The organism is Microbispora sp. CSR-4, assembly GCF_008033685.1.
GTDB lineage: Bacteria > Actinomycetota > Actinomycetes > Streptosporangiales > Streptosporangiaceae > Microbispora.
This window is the reverse complement of the sequence record NZ_VJVX01000053.1, coordinates 24074-41709: the sequence shown is the minus strand read 5'-3', so window position 1 is coordinate 41709 and position 17636 is coordinate 24074. Positions and strand designations below refer to the sequence as shown.

General features: G+C 72.5%; 13 protein-coding genes. 4 read left to right on the top strand and 9 right to left on the bottom strand.

The features are described from left to right. From FLV34_RS30670 to FLV34_RS30645, 6 genes are all read right to left on the bottom strand, one after another. The gene (locus FLV34_RS30670) at positions 1-513 is read right to left on the bottom strand and encodes a hypothetical protein (protein ID WP_142646470.1); all 513 of its coding nucleotides are present in this window, start codon (positions 511-513) and stop codon (positions 1-3) included. Further along, positions 513-5765, bottom strand: coding sequence for a hypothetical protein (locus FLV34_RS40830; RefSeq protein WP_187280782.1), 5253 nt, complete (start codon positions 5763-5765; stop codon positions 513-515). Before FLV34_RS40830 ends, FLV34_RS30670 begins: the two co-directional genes overlap by 1 nt. Beyond that, positions 5723-10648: a hypothetical protein gene (locus FLV34_RS30660; RefSeq protein ID WP_147944754.1), complete on the bottom strand. Its 4926-nt coding sequence runs from the start codon at positions 10646-10648 to the stop codon at positions 5723-5725. Before FLV34_RS30660 ends, FLV34_RS40830 begins: the two co-directional genes overlap by 43 nt. 2 nt (positions 10649-10650) lie before the next feature. Next, positions 10651-11001 carry a hypothetical protein gene (locus FLV34_RS30655; protein WP_147944753.1) on the bottom strand — a complete coding sequence of 117 codons (351 nt, stop codon included), beginning with the start codon at positions 10999-11001 and terminating at the stop codon, positions 10651-10653. After that, a complete protein-coding gene (locus FLV34_RS30650) occupies positions 10998-11414 on the bottom strand; it encodes a YbaB/EbfC family nucleoid-associated protein (protein WP_142646474.1) in 417 nt (138 codons plus the stop codon). The genes FLV34_RS30655 and FLV34_RS30650 overlap by 4 nt, the downstream gene beginning before the upstream one ends. Positions 11415-11499: 85 nt before the next feature. Beyond that, positions 11500-12354 carry an AraC family transcriptional regulator gene (locus FLV34_RS30645; protein WP_142646476.1) on the bottom strand — a complete coding sequence of 285 codons (855 nt, stop codon included), beginning with the start codon at positions 12352-12354 and terminating at the stop codon, positions 11500-11502. Positions 12355-12454: 100 nt separating this feature from the next. On the opposite strand from FLV34_RS30645, the gene FLV34_RS30640 reads away from it, so the two are divergent. Continuing rightward, positions 12455-12835: a cupin domain-containing protein gene (locus tag FLV34_RS30640; RefSeq protein ID WP_147944752.1), complete on the top strand. Its 381-nt coding sequence runs from the start codon at positions 12455-12457 to the stop codon at positions 12833-12835. 139 nt (positions 12836-12974) lie between these two features. On the opposite strand, the gene FLV34_RS42780 is transcribed toward FLV34_RS30640, so the two are convergent. From FLV34_RS42780 to FLV34_RS30620, 3 genes are read right to left on the bottom strand one after another with little or no spacing between them, the layout of a single operon-like run. Continuing rightward, on the bottom strand, positions 12975-14291 hold the full coding sequence (locus FLV34_RS42780) for an SseB family protein (RefSeq protein WP_261985964.1): 1317 nt from the start codon (positions 14289-14291) through the stop codon (positions 12975-12977). Further along, positions 14291-15076 (bottom strand): WXG100 family type VII secretion target, encoded by a 786-nt coding sequence (locus tag FLV34_RS30625; RefSeq protein WP_147944751.1) that lies wholly within the window; start codon positions 15074-15076, stop codon positions 14291-14293. Before FLV34_RS30625 ends, FLV34_RS42780 begins: the two co-directional genes overlap by 1 nt. A 3-nt stretch (positions 15077-15079) precedes the next feature. Beyond that, complete coding sequence (locus FLV34_RS30620; RefSeq protein ID WP_142646484.1) at positions 15080-16240, bottom strand: hypothetical protein; 1161 nt, start codon at positions 16238-16240, stop codon at positions 15080-15082. Between the two features lie 239 nt (positions 16241-16479). On the opposite strand from FLV34_RS30620, the gene FLV34_RS30615 reads away from it, so the two are divergent. The 3 genes from FLV34_RS30615 to FLV34_RS30605 all read left to right on the top strand — a co-directional run bounded on the left by FLV34_RS30615 (position 16480) and on the right by FLV34_RS30605 (position 17618). Next, positions 16480-16830 carry a WXG100 family type VII secretion target gene (locus tag FLV34_RS30615; protein ID WP_142646486.1) on the top strand — a complete coding sequence of 117 codons (351 nt, stop codon included), beginning with the start codon at positions 16480-16482 and terminating at the stop codon, positions 16828-16830. A 39-nt stretch (positions 16831-16869) separates the two neighbouring features. After that, complete coding sequence (locus FLV34_RS30610) at positions 16870-17169, top strand: WXG100 family type VII secretion target (protein ID WP_142646488.1); 300 nt, start codon at positions 16870-16872, stop codon at positions 17167-17169. 92 nt (positions 17170-17261) lie between these two features. Then, positions 17262-17618: a hypothetical protein gene (locus tag FLV34_RS30605; RefSeq protein ID WP_142646490.1), complete on the top strand. Its 357-nt coding sequence runs from the start codon at positions 17262-17264 to the stop codon at positions 17616-17618. Positions 17619-17636: the final 18 nt, after the last annotated feature.

The window sequence follows — 17636 nt, the reverse complement described above, 5'->3', positions numbered from 1 at the left end:
CTATGCTCCGGCGAGCTCCCGGTAGGTGTCGCGCACGACGAGCAGCCGGTCGAGACGGAACCGACCCGGCTCGGCGGCCCGCACGGCGCGTCCCCGCTCCGACCAGAACGCGTCCTCGGGCACCTCGTCCTGCCCGGGCGGGACGAACTTGATCACCTCTTCGACCGCGGCCCGCGCGATCGACAGCGCCTGCCGCCGATCGCCCTCCATCGGGGCGTTGCCCGCCGTCAGGTCGGCCACCCACAGCCACTCGCCGGGGTCGAGCAGCTCGGACGGCTCCGCGCCGCCGAACGTCGGGAAACCGGTGGGCGTCACCTCCCGCGCCGGGAGCCCGAACAGGTGCTCCCGCTCGGCGCCGCACGCCGCGCAGCGCCCCTCGTATGAGGTGACCAGCTCCCCTTCGACGCTCGCCAGGCCGCTGTCCCAGTCGGTGTCAACGGAACCGCAGGCGCAGGGGTGCAGGTCGAGATAGAGCTGCGCCTCGTCCCTGCTTCTGGCGATCGAGTAGGGCATCACACGTTCCTCACCTGTGGCCGTCCGGCGTCCTCCTGCCGGGGGACGGTCTCGTCCTTGTCGTCGTCCTCGTCGTCGGGCGGCTCCCAGCCGGAGATGTTGCTGAGCCTGCGCATCCGCTCCCACAGGTCGGGCACCGGCGCCTGGGGCGGCACGGTGATCCACGGCGGTGGAGGCGCCGCCTGGCCCCGCGCGCCGAGGTCGCGGGCGACCGCCTCGATCTCGTGCCGCAACCGCGCCCGTTCCTCGGCGGAGGTGGCCGCCAGCCACTTGCGGGACAGGTAGGCGTGCTCGTTGCGGCGAGCGGTGGCGCAGGCGTCGTAGCCCGGATCGACGGTGTTCAGGAACCGGCGCACCACTCCCTGCTCCAGCGCGGCCCGCTTCTGCAGGGTGTCGCTGATCTCGTGGAGCAGCACCCGGGCCACCACGTCGGGGGACAGCCTCGGCGACAGCCGGATCACGTTCGGACGCCCGCCCGACCCGAGTTCCGTACGGGCGGGGCGGCCGCCGCCGGGGTCCTCGATCAGCACGAGGAAGCCTTCCGCGCCGGACCTGACGGTCTCCGCGGTGATGACCTTGCCGTCCGGCGTCGCGCCCAGGGCGTGCAGGCCCCGGCCGAAGTCCGCCGGGCGCAGGTCGGCGACGGCCGCGGGGATCTCGGCGTGCGACAGGTCGGGCAGGTGCGGGGCCCGGCCGTCGGCCACGAACGCGGTCTTCGGGATGGGCTGGGCCGTCACGGAGCCGGGCGAGGTGATGGAGGGGTTGCCGCCCCAGGTGCCGTCCGCGGCCGTCTCGGGCACCGGCCATCCCGGGTCGGCCTGCGCGGGCCGGGCGACGCCGAGGGAGTCGAGCCGTTCGGCGATCCGGTCGGCGAACCCGCTCGGCCGCCCGCCGTACAGGTCGCGCAGGTCGAGGCCGTGCCGCTCGGCCAGCGCCACCAGGTCGGGCGGCACCGTGCCGAGCGCCTCGGCGAAGGGGTTGCCGGACAGCTCGCCCACGGGCGTGGCGCGGTGGCGCTCGACGGTGCCGTCGGGCAGCGTGAGATGGAGGTGGACGTCGGCGCCGAGGTCGCGGGCGAGCAGCCTGGCCTCCTCCACCAGAGCCGTCGAACCCGTCTGGCCGGCGTCGGCGACGATGCCCACGGGACGCGTCCCGGTGCGCCCTCTGAGCGCCTCGGCCATCGCCTTGGTGAGCGTGGCGGGCTCCGCCGGGTCGTACGACGGATGTCTCGTGGCCATCTCGCGCACGCGGTCGTGGGAGAAGAAGACGCCGGGTGTCGTGGCGTGCTGCCGGTTGAAGTCCCACAGGGGCCGGGCGGCGCCGGCCTCGCGGTTCGCCAGCATCTCCTCCAGCGCGTGCTGGAACATGATCAGGTGGGCCGTGCCGGTCGCGCCGCGGGGGACGGCCACGGTCCGCACCACCGTCTCCGCTCCGTCGCGCGCCACCTGGCGCACCTCGAACCGGAGGTCGAAGTCGACCCGGAACCGCACCTTGGCCCCGGTGCCCTTCTCGAAGACGCTGGTCTCGTCGCGGTTGCCGCCGCTGCCCGAGCTCGACTGCGCGGTCTGGTCCCCGGCACCGAGGTCGGCGCCGGCGCCCACGGCGCTCCCCCCGCTGTACGTGCGGCCGAGCGGCGTCATCTGCCCTCGGTCGGTGGCCGTGCCTGCCGTGTTCTGCTCGCGGTCCACCTGCCCCAGCTCGGTGTCCTGCAGGCCCAGCGCCACCGGGTCGGGCTCGGACAGGTCGGCGTGGATGCGCACGTCAACCATCTGGCCCGGCCGGCCCGGCATGGGCAGCCGGAGGAGCCGGTGCCCGTCGGGGCCGGTCATCCGCTCAAGCCGGGTCGTGAGCCCGGGACCGGTGAGCGTCTTGGCCAGCGCCGCGTAGTGCTCCATGGCGGCGGCCCCGCCGATCAGGTCCTGCCGGGAGAGCCGGTCGAACACGGCGCGCAGCAGCCCGTCGGCCTTGAGCCGCTCGGTCACGAAGACCTCGGGCGGCGCGACCCGCCGCACGTCGGGCGGGGCGGGCGGCCGCTCGGCGACCGTGCCCTTCTTGGCCACCATGCCGTCCGGCAGCACCCGGGCCATCGTGCCGTCCAGCGTGACATGGCTGGTCCGGGGGACGCGGGTGGTCGCGGCCACGGCGCCGCGCAGGGAGCCCGACGTGCGTTCGACCTCGATCATGACGGTCACCGGGTGCTCGACGAGCTGCCCGCCGCGGAACGCCGCCGCGCGCTGGATGCGGGTCCGCTGGGTGCCGGTGGAGGCCGTGCCGGTGTGCGAGCGGTCGGTGGCGGCCGCCCTGCCGCCGCTGCCTGCGGCCTGGCCCGCCCCGGCGTTCCCGCTGCCGCCGAACGTCTTGCCCGACGACTCGGTGCGGTCCTCCTGCGTGTACGTGTAGTCCTGGAGGATCTGGCCGAAGTTGTGGACGTTCCCGCCGTAGCTCGCCTCGTCGCCGTGGAGCACCGCCCTGATCCTGACCGTGACCTCCTCGGTGAGGTGGGGGCCGATCTTGAGCGAGTACGTCTTGACGAAGCCCTCCTCGCCGCTCATCGCGTCGATCTTGCCCCACCAGCGTTTGCCGGCGAAGTCGCCGAACAGGCTGCGCAGCAGGACGGGGTCACGCTTCAGCGCACCGGGCGCGACCTTGCCGATCTGGCCGAGCACCTGGTCGAGCACGTGGGTCGGCGTGCCGTCCGGGGCCTTGAGGGCGGTCTTCTTCACGGTGCTCTCGCCGAGGGAGTCCCGATAGAGGTCGGGGACGTCCACGGGGCTGGCGAGGTCCGGCAGCCTGTCGTGCATCCGCTTGAGCCGGTTTCCCTCGGCGGCCAGGCGCATCGGGAAGTCCTTGGCGAGCCGATCGGCGAGCACGTCGCGAGGGTGCCTCTGCTCCAGGTCGGGCCGGGGGTTGCCCTCCCTTCGCGCCAGCGCCCGGTCGGCCAGATATCTGCGCACCAGCGGCACGGCCGTACGCGGGTCGAGCTGGAGGTTGCCGTCGAGCAGCCGCGTCACCGCGTCGGCCACCTGGTCGAGGGGCAGCTTGAGCTCGCCCCTGCCGTAGAGGTCGAGGGCGTCGCGCTCGGGGAGGGAGTAGACGACCGTCCTGTCCCGCAGCGGCTCGGCGTCGGCCCGCCGGTTGCCCGCCTCGTCGCCGGAGACCGTGATGTCCGCCTTCATCGCGAACACGTAGTGCTTGCCGGTGTCGATGGCCAGCCGTTCCCTGCCCCAGATCGCCGTGTCGGCGATCGATGACGACGTGCTCCCCGCCGCGGACCCGCCGAGCCCCGCCCTGCCGCCGAGCGCCCGGGGCAGCGCCCCGCTCACGCCGGTCGAGGCGTCCATGGACCGCCCGCCGCGCGCCTCCGTCCGTGCGGTGTAGGCGCCCATCGTGAAGTTGATGTCGCCGATCACCAGGTCGGCCGCGGTCACGAACTCCGACTCGCCCGGCCTGGCCGTGACCCATGCCGACGCCCGGTGCGTACGCAGGCGGCGCGGGCGCACCGCCAAGGCGGTGCCGTACGTCGTGGCGGGGTTGGCGGGGTCGGCGAGCAGCCACTCCGGGTGGGAGATGAGGCTGCGGGTGTTGAACGCCTCGGCGAGGTGGTGGAACGACACCGAGCCCGGCTGCATCGCCCTCGGCAGCACCGATCGCAGGGCGTCGAGCACGCCGGTCCCGTCCACGTGCAGGAGAGTGGCCAGGCTCAGCGCCTCCGGGGACGTCGGGTGGCGGGGCGAGACCCCGGTCCGGTCCTCGGGCAGGAGATCGGAGGGCAGCAGCACCCGCATCCACACGTCGTCGCTCTGGGCCAGCGGCGTGATCTTCCCGTCCTCGATCAGGTCCACGGTGAGCGTGTGCGGAACCTCGAAGATCGCCGCCGGAGCGGTGCCCTCTATCAGCGTGACCAGGTTGCCCGTGTCGTTGACGGTCAGGCCGGCCGCGCTGCCCTTGTTCCAGTGGACGCCCGCGTCCGCGCCGGTCGAGCCGACCCCGCCCGGCTCAAGGCCGAGGGCGGGGCCGACGTCCACGGACCGGCCGCTCGACCGGCTGACCGTGCGGCCGGAGGTCTCCGACGAGATGTCGAGGTCGGCCGCGACCACGGCGGCGCTGGTGCCGACGAAATCCTCCCGGCCCGACTGCTCCAGCCGGATGCGCACCGTGAGATGCCGGCTGGCCCGGCCGATGCCCTGGCTCACCAGGTCGAGGATGATGCCGTCCTGCATGGCCTGGTCATAGCCGGTCTGCAGGCGGGCCGGAGAGAGCTGCTCGGCCACCTCGATCATGTTGGCGATCTGGCTCGCCCGGGTCAGCGGGTCGCGGGACAGCCGGCCGTCCTCGCCCGGCAGCAGGCCGCGCGCACGCAGTTGCGCCACGACCTTCGCCCGCACCTCGTTGAAGTTCTCGACGCTTTCGGGACGGTCGCTCGCCTGCACGAGCCCCGGCCCGGCCCCGGTGCCGCGGGCCCAGCCGGGCAGCCGGGCCAGGCGGCCCTTCGGCACGCCGGGTTTCGGGTCGTCCCTGAGCCTGCCCTCCTCCGCGTTCACCACGGCCGCCCGGTCGACCGGCAGGCCGTAGCGGTACGCGTGCGGCTCGGGCATGCGGAACAGGCCCGTGCTCTCGCCGTGCACGGCGGGAAGCGGCGTCTCGTCGGTGTTGAGCTGCACCGTCACCGTGTGCTTCAGCTCCAGCGCGTACGCCTGGGTGTGGCCGGCCCAGCGCTGCACGCTCGGCCGGATGGCGGTGCCGCCCGCGCTCATCGACCGCGACCGCGACCAGGAACGGCCGAGCCCCGCCGTGATCCGCGGTGCGGCGGCCTTGAATCCGCCGAGGTGGAGACGGCCGAGCAGACGCGGGCCGCCGATGGGAAGCTGGGCTCCCGCGGTGCCCTTGACGTCGACCGACCGGCCCGCCGAGCGCGAACCCGACGCGCCCGAGAACCCCACGCGCAGCCGTTCCAGGCGGTGCTTGATGCTCGGCGTGCCGACCGGCCGCGCCGTGTCCATCACGACCTCGCTCTTGATCCGCACGTAGCCGACCACCCGGCCGTTGACGGTGATCGGACGGTGCAGCCCCTCGGGATCGTTGACCGCCTCGCCGAGCCGGGCGGGCAGTTCCTTCGTCATGATCGTGACGATCTGGTCGCGGGTCATCCTGCCGATCTCCGGGCGGCCGATCCGCTCGGCGGTGCGGTCGGCGAGGTCCTGCAGCCCGGTCAGCCCGGTGACCGCGTGCTCGGGAACGGCGTCCGCTGCCACTGGCCCCTGGGGAGCCGGGTGACCTCGGCCGGCCCCCGCTGCGCGTGGGTGTGCGGCAGATACACCTGCAGGCTCCGGGCGTCACCGGGGGCGCCGCTGTCCACCTGCGCCCGCTCGGTGCCGTTCGCGGTGCGCAGCTCGACCTCGGCCGAGGCGAGCCCGTCGAGCACCAGCGCCTCGCCCGCGTTGTCCTGCACCGCGCCGGCCAGCGCGAACTCGGAGGCGTTGCCGTTGAACGACTCGCTCCTGCCGAACGTGACGCCGGCCCTGAGCACGCCGAACTTCATCAGCAGCCCGACCCAGTGCACGTACTGCAACGGCTTGCTCAAGGTGTTGAGGTCGAAGCTCGGCGCCAGGCGCAGCGAACGGTTCGCGGTGACGGAGGCCGAGCGTCCGCCCTGCGGCAACTGGCCGAGCATCGACTGCGAGTGCCGCACCGGATGGCCGAAGACCTCGACCAGGTCCGTGACCTTCAGCCGCAGCCGCAGCTCGCCCCGCGTGCCGCGGCCCACCCGCAGCAGCGCGCCGTCCTCCGACACCAGCCACCTGAAGTTCGACCGCAACACGTGCGACAGCTCGTCGGGCGCGTAGCGGTGGTCGACCCCGGCACGTTCGAGCATCTCGTTGACGACCCGTGTGAGCCGTTCGAGATGGGGCAGCCGGCCCGCCGGCGTCGCCTCCGACAGGACCTCGGGCAGCGGCAGGGCGTCCGCGTGCGCCTCCTTGTACGCGGTGTGGGCCTCCTCCGCCTCCCGGGCCAGCCGGGCGACATCCGCCGGCAGCGGGCCCGTACGGTTGGCGGGGAGGGCGTCGAGGGCGTTCTCCAGCGCCTCGTACTTCGTGCGCGCCTCGACCGCCCGCCGCAACGCCCGCGCGTACGCCTCCTTGCTGTGGCGGGCGCGTTCGGCGCTCGCCCGGTGGACGTCGCGGTCCGTCAGCGCCTTGCGGCGGCGTTCCCCGGCGTCGAGGTCCTCTTCCCGCGACGCCTTCTCCGCGGCATCCTCGGCCTTCTTCGCATCGGCCGCGGCCGCCCTGGTGCTGCGGATCTTCTCCTTGACCGCCGTGAGCAGTTCACCGGCGGCGTCCGTCAGCGTCTCCCGCTGGGAGCGGGCCAGCCCGCGCAGCTCCGCCACCGGATCGGACGATGTCGCGCCTTGTCCGGTGGTGCTTGGTGCGTTCGCGGTCTGCGTCGCGGGGCCGGGGGCCTGCTGGGATGCGGTGGGTGGCCGGGGCGCCGACCAGGGGGGCTCGGGGGCGGTGTGCCCGAGCCTCTCGATCTCCCGTCCGATCTGCTCGATCTCGTGCGCGATGGCGGGACGCTCCGACGCCGGGGCTTCCCGCCACAGCCTGTCCAGGAGCGCGTGCTCGCGATAGCGCGCGGTCACGCAGGCCGTGGGGTCCGGCTCGGCCGTACGGCTCAGGAAGGAGCGGACCATGCCCTGCCGTGGGCCGGACATCCGCTGGAAGACGTCGCTGATCTCGTGCAGCCACACCCGGGGCAGGATGTCGTTCGCCAGGCGCGGCGACAGCCGTACGACGTGGGGGTCCTCGGCCGTGCCCGACCTGACCCTGGTCTCGGCGAGACGACCGCCGCGAACCCGGCCGATCTCGTACCGGAAGTGCTGCCCGCCGAGCCAGCCCGTGTCCACGACGACCGTCCGCTCGCCGGCCAGGCCCAGCGCCGTCACGTCCGGGCCCACGTCGGACGGCTGGAGCGCCAGGAAGCCCTGCTCCGCCTCACTCGACGACAGGTCGGCCAGATGCGACGCCCTGCCGTCGGCGACGAACAGGCTCCGCGCGATCGGCCGGGCGGTCACCCGGCCGTTCCCCCGGGTCGTACGCGGTCCGGACCGCCTGGGGCCTTGGGGGTTGGCCGCCTGGGCGGAGTTCGTCGCCGGAGCGGTCCCCGCGGTCGGGGACGCCGTGGTTCCGGACGCGGTGGCTCCGGACGCCGTGGTTCCGGACGCGGTGGTTCCGGGCGCAGTGGTTCCGGACGCGGTGGTTCCGGGCGCCGTGGTTCCGGGGGCGGTGTTGGAGGCGGGCGTGGTGCTGGAGGCGGGCGCGGCGGTTTGGCCTCCGCTCGCCGGGTTGGCCGTTCCGTTCGCGCCGGTCGCGGACGTGATCCCGGCGAGAGCCTCGGCGCGGCGGACGATGTCGGAGGCGGTGTCGGAGGAGCGGCCGACGCGCAGAGCGTGCTCGGGTCCGTGCGGCGGGACCGTCGCCTCCTCCACCAGCCTGGCCCCCGCGTCGCTCAGCCGGTCGGGCCGCCAGCCGCGCGGGTTGTCCTCCAGCACCTCACCGGCCACCTCGGCAGCGGCGCCCCGGTTGTCCGGCGTCGCGTCGGCGAGCCGGGCGAGCGCGTCGAGTGCCCCCTCGGCAGGGAGTCCCAGGCTCTCCTCGGCGATCCTCGCCCCCAGCAGGGCGGCCGCCTCCGCATGGAGCCGAGGCGTGTCCACGCCCTCGGCGGCACGCGCCGCCAGCCGCTCCGTAACGGTCTTGATGTCCTCGCCCGACAGTTGCATCGGCCTGCCGTCGGGGCCGGTCAGCCTCGCGCCCCGACCGTCGCGCAGGAAGAGCGTGTCGGGCGCGATCGTGAGCAGCACGTCGGAGACCGCCGTACGAGCCGCCGCCTGCGCCGCCGTCTGTGCTGCGGAGGTCCTTCCCGAAGCGCTGCCGCTGTTCGTTCCCGAGGACGCCGCCGGGGAGGCCGGGGCGGCCGGTGACGCCGCAGCGGACGATGTGGCCGACGAAGTGGCGGACGACGTGCTGGATGACGTGGTGCCACCGGAGGCAGCAGCCGACGGCGAAGCGGACGCCTGCGTCGCCGCAGGGGCTGCGGGCATGGCCGCGGCGGGCGTGCTCACAGAGCCGGCCGATGGGGAGGCAGCGGAAGCAGCCGCCGACGCCTGCCCCGGGTTCGCGCTGCCCGCGTTCGCCGTGTTTGCCGTGTTGGCCGGGCCGGACGTACTCGCACTCGGGGTCGCTGCGGAGGCCGGGGTGTTCGAGCCCGCCGCACCGGTGGTGCCACTCGCACCCGGGGCAGAACTGGCGGTGGTCTGCGGGCCGGACGCGCTTGGCGAGGCGCCCTGACCCTGACCCGGATTCGCGGCGGTAGTACCCGCGGCGCTCGTGGCGTTGGTCGCGTTGCCTGCATTCGTCGCGTTGCCTGCGTTCGTGGCGCTGGTCGCGCTCGTGGCGCCGGTCGCGTTCGCGTTGGTGACGTTCGTGGCGGTGCTGGAGCCCGAGGTGCCAGAGGTGGTGGCGCCCGCGTTGGCGGTGGTGGCTGTGCCGGGGTTCGTCGGGCTCACGCCGGACTGTGCGGAGGACCCTGCGGTGGCGGGCTGGCCGGTGGTGGAGGGCTGGTTGGAGCCGCTGGGGGGTGCGGCCGTCACCTGGCCGGACGGCGCGGAGCTGGACGGCGCGGAGCTGGAGGTCTGGGCGGATCCGCTCGGCGTCGCGGCTGCCGTCTGGCCGGCACCGGATGGGGTGGCCGAACCGCCGGAGGGGTGCCCCGCGACGGACGCGGTGGTCGTGCTGCCCGAGCCCGCGGTTCCACCGCCGGTCGCGGTCTGGCCGCTGCCCGCCGTGTTCGTGTTCGCCGAGCCGGGATCGCCACCCGAAGGCTGCCCGGCCGTGGGATTGGGAGACGGAGTGGACAGGGCCCGGGTCAGATCGGTGTGGACGCTGGTGTCGTACGCCGAGGCCAGGGCCGTACGCGGACTGGCGACCGCCTGGATCACGTCAGGGTTGAACGGGCTGATCGTGTTCGTACGGCCGGCGCCGGACAGTGCGGCCCCGACCAGCGACTCCCCGTCGGGCAGCTCCCACTGGCCGTACACGAGCCCGTTGGCCAGCATGCTCCCGGCCGGGGAGGCGATCACGTTGGTGAGGCCGGTCGTCAACGCCCTGCCGGGGAAGCGCTTGAACGCGTTGCCGAAGCCGGGGGCGTCGGTGTTCAGCCTTCTGAGCAGGGGCGTCCTGTTGACCAGCTTGCTGACCGGGTGCGCGACCCGCATGCCGACGCCCGCGCCGCCCGCCGCGCCCAGGGCGGTGGCGCTCGTCATCTTCCAGTCCCAGCCGTTGCGGGTGCCCGACTTCCGCTGCTCGGACTGGGCGAGTGCGTCGCCGGCGACCTCCTCGCCGATCTCCTCGACGAGCTCTCTGCCCAGGGGGCTGGCGAGGATGCGGCCGAGCAGGCCGGTCCGGACCGAGGCCAGCATGGTCCCCTTGGCGATCGCCTGGGCCGCGGCGGGGCGGCCGGCCATGAGGGCGAGCCGTTCGAGGATCTTCTGTGTCTCGGCCCTGGCGCGGGCGGCGATCGGCCCGATGACCCGGGTGGAGGCCCCGGCGGAGTAGAAGGCGGCGACGAGCGCGATGAACGTGGCGATCAGCGCGATCCAGAACACCACGTTGACCGACAGCTTCGAATACTGCGTCTCCCGGGCGAAGTTGTCGGCCTGCGCACCGTAGGCGAAGTGGTTGTTCGCCACCTTGAGCAGGCCGGTGTCCTCCGAGTAGTGCTCGCCGAGCCGGTTCAGGAACGCCTGCATCGACGGGCCCTGCATCCCGCTGAGCACGGCGACGGCGGCGGCTCCCACGGGATCGACGGACTGCACGACGTTCACGGTCGCGGACCGGTGTGCGCGGGCGAGCTGCCACAACTGGCTCTCGCTCGCCTCCGGCCAGGTCTGGCCCGCCGTGAGCAGGGCGATGAGGTCGTCGGCCCAGGCGGGCAGCGACTCGCCCCAGGCGGGGGTGACGTCGACGACCGAGCCGCCGCCGTCGGCGAACGCGGGCAGCCCGTCGCCGTTCGAGGTGACGTCGCCGTTCGTCGTGGCCGGCTTGGCACCGGAGCCCGTGCCGGTGGTGGAGGAGTGCGTCATCGTCAGACCCGCTTCAGGATCTCGCGCACCTCTCTGGCCCGTTCTCCGTCCATGCCGCGGGCGTTCTCGGCACTGCGCCGTACGGTCGGGCCGAGCTCGACCACCTTCGCGGCGAGTTCCTCGCCCTTCTTCATCAGCGTGTCGGGCCCGCCGCCCTCCATGTACGCGGAGCGGAAGGCGGCGCCGGCCGTGTCGTGTCCCCACGGCTCGGCGGCGTTGAGCCGCTGGATCTCCCGCAGTGCGGCGGCGTAGCCGCTCTCCACGTCGGTCGCCGTGGCGTGCCACTGCGACAGGCCCTTCGCGAGCTGCTGCGGGCGGATGTCGACGTAGTTCACCTCGAACAGCTCGCTCATGGGCTCTCCGGTGTCCGCTTCGGCATCTGCCTCGACATCTGTTCGAGCACCGCATCGAGGTCACCCTCGATGTGCGCCCTCATCTGCTCAGGGGGAACGAGTGGCGCGAAGATCTCGACGACCCGGTCCTGGGCCTTGGCCACGGCGGCGTGGATGGTCCGCGTGATGGCGTCGGCCAGGCCGCGCGCGTCCTGCCGCCGATAGATGCGTGGGTCGAGGTCGAGCCTGATCAGGTCGCCGTTCGCCCCGACCGTGGCCGCCACGAGCCCGTCACGCGACTTCTCCGTCACCTGTACGGCGCGCGCCTTCTCGTGCAGCACGGGCGCCTCCTCCTGCAGGCGCATGAACGTGGCCCGCAGTTCCTCGGCGTACGCCCGCATTCCGGCGGCATCCGGCGTCTGTCCCCCGGCCATGTTCATCACCCCGATCGCCCGCGTTCACCCCAATGCCGATCAACGTCCAATATCGGGGATTATCACATCTTCGTTTGGCATCCGGTTAGTGTCGATTCCCTCGGGACGCCTGACGGGCATCCCTACGCGACACGTGCCCACCGGACGCATAGCGCGCGGGTGTGATGCCGACATGCCGGGTGAAGTGCCGGTTCAGGTGCGCCTGGTCATGGAATCCCACGCTCGTCGCCACATCGGCCGGCCGCTGACCGCTCAGCAGGAGCCTGCGGGCCAGGTCTATGCGCTTGCCCGTGAGATAGGTGTGCGGCGGCAGGCCGTACGTCCGCGTGAAGCAGCGGATCAGGTGTGTCGGATGAGAGTGGAGGACGGCGGCCGCCTCCCGCAGCGACAGCCCCACCCGGACCCGGGCGTCCAGCAGTTCACGCAGCTCGACGGCCAGCCGGTGCGCCTCCCGGCCGGGCTCCCGATGCCGGAACGCCTCAAGGTGGAAGCGCAGCCTCTCCGCGACGAAGAACAGGCGTGATTCGCCCTCGACCACCTCTCCCGGATGCCCGAGAGCGGCATGCAGGCGGTGGATCCGGTCACGCAGGAGTGGGTCGGCCAGGATCGGGGCGTCCGCCGCCTTGCCGATGAGACGTTCCGGCAGCACGGTGGTGTCCAGGTAGAGCACGCGCTTGCGGAAGCCCGCGGCGGTGACGGTCCTGCCGTCATGCCGGACACCGGGAGGCAGGAGCAGTACGGCGGACAGGTCGGCGGCGGCGTGCCGGCGACGGTCCAGTCCGAAGTCGACCGCGCCGTCGTCGAGGATCATCAGGTCCCACGTGTCGTGAGTGTGGGCCGGATAGGCATGGTCGGTGAAGTGCGCGTGGAAGACCTCGGCGATGCCGGGCACCGGCGGCCGCCAGGCACTGACCGTCGGCGGACGATGGTGAGCCGTCACGCTAAGAACGTACAAGACGGGCGACAGCGGGCCGGGCCACGCTCATCACGTGCGTCATCGCCCGCTCCGGGCGGTGCATCCGAAGTGAGAGGCACACACGATGTCCGTTTCCCTCGACCCCGTCAACATCGCCGACAAGCTCTCCCGGATCGACGAGTTGTGGACGCAGAAAACGATCGCCGGGCTCAACGACTACGAGATCAAGCTCGCCAAGCTGAAGGGAGAGTTCGTCTGGCACACCCACCCGGAGACCGACGAGCTGTTCGTGGTCGTCAGCGGCAGGCTCACCATCCGGCTGCGCGAGGAGGATCGCGAGGGGGACGTCGTCCTCGGGCCCGGCGAGCTCTACGTGGTGCCCCGCGGCGTCGAGCACTGCCCCGTGGCCGAGGAGGAGACGGCCGTGATGCTGGTGGAGCCGGTCGGCACGCTCAACACCGGCGACGCGGGCGGCCCGATGACCAGGGCCGCCGAACCCCTGTAGGAGATCGCGGGCGAGGGCGGGGACCGCTGGGGCGACGGCGCGGCGAGGAGTCTCCGCGGCGTGCTTCAAAAGCCGGCCCGGCCGGGTCGTCCGCCGGCGAACCGCTGCGCGACGTGGATGTGCGGATCGGTCTCGCTCGTCAACGTCCGCTCCCTTCGTCCGAGCCCAGGTCGAGAGGCTCGGCGTGCTCGCGTAGCCCGCTCACCTCGGCGTGGCCCACCCACCGCCGGTGGACGCCCCGCTCGATCCGCTCCATGCCGAGCGCCCGCGCGACCGGCAGCCGCCCGCCGGTGTATTCGAGCAGCAGCTCGCCCGGGCGTTCGTCGCGTACGAGGCAGGGGGCGCCGCGCCACTCGCACACCCGCGTGACGTGGAAGACCGCCTCGCACTCCTCGGCGGGCACCGGCCGGACGAAGCGGCCCGGGGCCCGCTCCTCGAACCCGTCGGCAGGCCCGTCGCTCAGCAGCCGGATCAGCAGCCCGTCGTGTCCCGCGTCCGGATTCGCCGTGAACTCGGCTCCGCGCCGGCGCGCCCGATAGGAGCTCGCCGACGCCGGTGCCGGTGCGAGGGCCTGTTCTGGGGGCTGTTCCGGGGGCTGTTCCGGGCCGGGCGGCAGCCAGCGGCCGAGGTCGCCGTCGTAGACCGCGCGTACGACCTCGCTGCCGGCCAGGGTCAGCTCGACTATCTCAGAGGCGTGCGGCAGCCGTACGGCGTCCACCTTGTATTCACGGACAAGGGAGTCCGCGTTGGGCGCGAGGCCCATTCCGGCGAACGGCGGCTCCTCGATGACCCACCCGGCGACCGCCGCCATGCCCGCCTCGTCGGTCCCGCCGTACGGCGTGCGGTAGAGGTTCAGCCCCACCGTGCGCCACCGCAGCAGGAACAGCGAGCCCTCGCGGCTGAGCAGACCGTCGTCGTCGCCTCGGCCGATGGCGTCGGCGAGCACGGCCGGCGTCGCCAGGTGTGCGACGTCGAGCGCGTGGTGGCAGTAGCCCGAGACGCGCGACTCCCCCTCGCCGAGATATGACCGCAGGTCGTGGGGCGTGAGCGGCTTCTGCACGACCGGCAGCGCGGGCTCGGGCTCCGCCCTGCGGTCCTGCGCGAGGGTGGGGACCGCGAGCCTGGCCACGGTGCCCGGTTCGAGCAGGAAGCGCACCGGCAGGCCGGGGTTGACGGCCAGGCCCCACCGCGGGTCGGGCCAGCCCGCGGCCAGCTCGACCAGCGAGGTGATCCTGACCCGCGACAACCCGGTGGCCGCCCGCATCGCCTCGACCGAGGTGTACGCGGGCAGCCACACCCGGTCGGGCGCGGTGATCGTCGGCCAGGCGGCGTCTCCCTCCGGGGGCGCGGGCAGCGCCAGCTCGGTGTCCCTGAGCATGCTCAGGCAGACCGCCAGGTCCCCCGCGTCGTACGCCGCCCCGAGCCGCCGCTCGAACGCGCTGGCCGCCCACTCCATCAGAGGCTGAACGGGGGCATGAAGGACGGCGTCTTCGGCATGTCGTCGGGGTCGGGGAGGGGCTCGGCGAGGCCTCCGGTGGACGGGTCGAAGGCCACCTTGGCCTTGGCGAAGTCGGGCGCCTCCATGGTGATGGCCTGCATGCCGGGGAACTTCTGCTGGACGCCGGCGGTGAGATAGGAGACTCCCATGAAGATCGCGGCGACCTTGAAGCTCACCCTCCCCAGGATCGCGAACACCCGCTCCGCGATCCTCGACAGGGAGGCGATCACCGCTATCACCATGGGCTCGACTACGGCCAGCGTCATCGGGTTGCCCTTGGCGGCGGCGCCGGCGTACGCCAGCGTCATCGCCGCCCCGCCGAGCGACAGCGAGATGTAACTGGCCGCGGTGTAGATCTGGGCCGCGGAGTCGAGGCTGTCGCCGACGCCTTTCATTCCCCTGTCCAGCGAGTCGAGCTGCGTGTCCAGCTCGGCGAACTTCTGCTTCATCGTGGCCAGCATCTGCCCCTTCAGATGCCCGTCCGACTCGAGCGCGGTGATCTGCCCGCGGAGATCAGTGCGCAGCTGCCCGATGTCGGGTGACGCGTTGGCGTCGTCGCCTCCCTCGTTGCGCCACTCGCGCGCGCCCCGCGCCATCGCGTCGGGGTCGGCGACCATCGCGAGCAGCACCGCCGCCAGCGGCCGGGCGGCCGGCTCCAGGAGGGAGGCCGTGCCGGCCAGCCCGGCGCCGGTGATGAAGTTGTTCTGCGCGTTCCAGATCTCGACGTTGCCGATGCTCACCATGGCCTAGATGTCCTCCTGCATCCCGAGGACGGGAGGCGCCACGTCCTCGTCGCCGAACCAGGTGCTCTCGTCTTCCGGCACCGCCGGGCCCCGCGTGCGCTCCTTGCCGTCGTCGTTGCTCCCCGCGCCCATGCCCATCGGGGCGTACGGCATGGCGGGGATCCCCCCGGACCCGCCGCCGGCCCGCCCGGCGCCGGAGCCCAGCCCGCCGCCCGCGCCGCTCGCTCCGGAGCCGTACGACGCACCCCCGGAGCCGTAGCCGCCCGAGCCGTAGCCGCCGCTCCCCGGCCGGTTCAGGGAGTAGTCGCCCGGCCCGTAGCCGGTCGTGCCGAGGTCGGGGACCGACGGCGGCGTCGGCGTCTGCAACGGGTTCGGGTTGTACGAGGAGAGGGAGGTGTCGCCCGGGTTGTTCAGCTTGGGGGTCTCCAGGGCGTTCGCACCGTTCTGGCCGAGCCCGTCGAGGCCCGTGGAGCCGAGGCCGTTCTGACCGAGACCGCCGTTCGGGTCGAGGCCGCTGCCGCCGGGGCCGTTGCCGTCCGGGTCACCGGGGCCGGGCAGGCCGTCGCCGATGTCGCCTGGATCGGGCAGCGAGCTGCCGTCCGGCACGTCCGGGCGCGGCAGGTCGTCGTCGAGGCCGTTGCCGAGCTTGTCCTTGGGCAGCGTGAGGTCCTTGCCGAGGTCGGCGCCGGGGTCGGTCTTCGGCAGCCCGCCACCGTCGAGCCCGAGCTTCTTGGGGTCGAACCCGGGGGCCTTCGGGCCGCCCGGCAGGCCGGGCTGATGGGGGTCCCCGGGGCCGCCGGAGCTCTGCTTCTCGGCTTCCTTGGCGTTCTCGACCGCCTGGTCGATGGCCGGCCGGTAGGACTCCAGGACCTCCTGGCCCTTCGCCACGGCCTCGGCCGTCTGGTCCCGCACCCGGCTGTGCACGCCGTTCAGGCTGCCGCCGATCACGCCGAAGGTCAGCATCGGAAGGTGAATGTTCTTGATCCGCCCGCTCGTGGCCCCCAGGACCTGTCCCCGGCCGGCCACGTCGTTGCCGAACTTCGTGACCTCGGGGTAGTCCATCTTGAACTCGGGGTCCACCAGGCGGGGGTCCACCACGCCGCCCGTGTTCATCGTGTTCGCCAGGCCGGCGAAAGGATTCCCGCCGCCGCTCGTATCGGTCACAGCACCCTCCAGCCGGTTGCCGACAGATTGCGTTTTCAACTACTTACGGCCGAGTCACCACAAAGCTCGCAAATCGTATGAAACCCCTAACCTGCCGTCTGACAAATGCGTAAGCGACGTGACAAAATCTTAATCTGGGACAGTCCCGGCAAGCCCCCTTCTGATCCATTACTGTGACTTTTGGGTCATCACCCGACCCTCCTGGTCGGGGGAATTCGACAGGATCAGTGGAGGTGACCATGTCGCACTCTGGCGCAAGCCAGGCCCAAGTAAGCCGGCACGACCTGGAGGAGGCGATCACCTGGATCGGCGACGCGGCCGAGAACATCCGCGGCATCCAGCGTTACCTGGACAGCGCCGGTGAGAACCTCAAGGTGCACTGGCAGGGCGAGTCGCACCACGCGTTCAACAAGGTGCACCTGCTGTGGCACGAGCGCATGGACGTCATCCTGGGCAGCCTGCAGACCCTCGCGGAGAGCATCCGGGCGAACAACAAGAACTACGCCGAGTTCAACACGCAGGTGACCGCCGAGATCAACAAGATCGAGGCGCTCATCAACCAGGCCCCGCCCGCCTCGTACAGCCGCTGAGCCCGAGACGACCACCAGCAACGGACGGAGAGCGCGACGGTGGACTTCGACATCACAAAGGTCAACTTCAGCGGTCTCGACACGGGCGAGACCGAGTTCCAGAACGCCTTCAACAGGCTGGTCACGGAGCTGGAGAACCTGGAGAACAAGCTCAACACCAAGACCGCGATCTGGCAGGGCAGCGCCAAGGACGCCTACGACCAGACCCGGCGGATCTGGCAGCAGGAGGCCAAGGGCCTGGCGGACATCGTGTCCCTGCTGGCCAAGAACATCAACATCACGAACATGAACATGAAGGACGTCGAGCGCATCAACGCCGCCATGTTCGACGGCAAGTAGGACGGCAGGCAGAGCGAACGTCCGACGTACGGCCGGCGGCACCGGCGATCCCTCGTCGGCGCCGTCTTCGGCCGTGAACGGGAGGGTGACGCATGTCCCGAGGCGTGGAGGTCAGCCGTACGGCCCTCAGGAACGCCCGCAAGGACTTCGAGGAGGCGCTCGAACTGCTGGCGCCCGGGGCGTCCAAGCGCGAGGTGACTCCGGTCGCCTTCGCCGAGGGCGGCGCGGTGAAGAAGCTGATCGCGCAGCGTGACGCCATCGGCGGGTTCTGGCCCGCGGCCATGGGCTTCCACACGAGCGTGACCAGCGCGGAGAGTGCGGTCACCGCCATCTACGCGGAGATCGCCGCGACCCTGGGCATCGCCGCCGAGCGTCTGGAGCTGGCGATCAGGAATCTCGACGCCGGCGAGCAGGCGGGCGTGCAGCAGGCGGGCACGGCGCAGGTCTAGCCGTACACGGGGAACGGT

Coding starts and splice junctions, on each gene's coding strand:
- FLV34_RS30670 (WP_142646470.1), bottom strand. CDS start 513: ATGCCCTACTCGATCGCCAGAAGCAGGGACGAGGCGCAGCTCTATCTC.
- FLV34_RS30660 (WP_147944754.1), bottom strand. CDS start 10,648: ATGACGCACTCCTCCACCACCGGCACGGGCTCCGGTGCCAAGCCGGCC.
- FLV34_RS30655 (WP_147944753.1), bottom strand. CDS start 11,001: ATGAGCGAGCTGTTCGAGGTGAACTACGTCGACATCCGCCCGCAGCAG.
- FLV34_RS30650 (WP_142646474.1), bottom strand. CDS start 11,414: ATGGCCGGGGGACAGACGCCGGATGCCGCCGGAATGCGGGCGTACGCC.
- FLV34_RS30640 (WP_147944752.1), top strand. CDS start 12,455: ATGTCCGTTTCCCTCGACCCCGTCAACATCGCCGACAAGCTCTCCCGG.
- FLV34_RS42780 (WP_261985964.1), bottom strand. CDS start 14,291: ATGGAGTGGGCGGCCAGCGCGTTCGAGCGGCGGCTCGGGGCGGCGTAC.
- FLV34_RS30625 (WP_147944751.1), bottom strand. CDS start 15,076: ATGGTGAGCATCGGCAACGTCGAGATCTGGAACGCGCAGAACAACTTC.
- FLV34_RS30615 (WP_142646486.1), top strand. CDS start 16,480: ATGTCGCACTCTGGCGCAAGCCAGGCCCAAGTAAGCCGGCACGACCTG.
- FLV34_RS30605 (WP_142646490.1), top strand. CDS start 17,262: ATGTCCCGAGGCGTGGAGGTCAGCCGTACGGCCCTCAGGAACGCCCGC.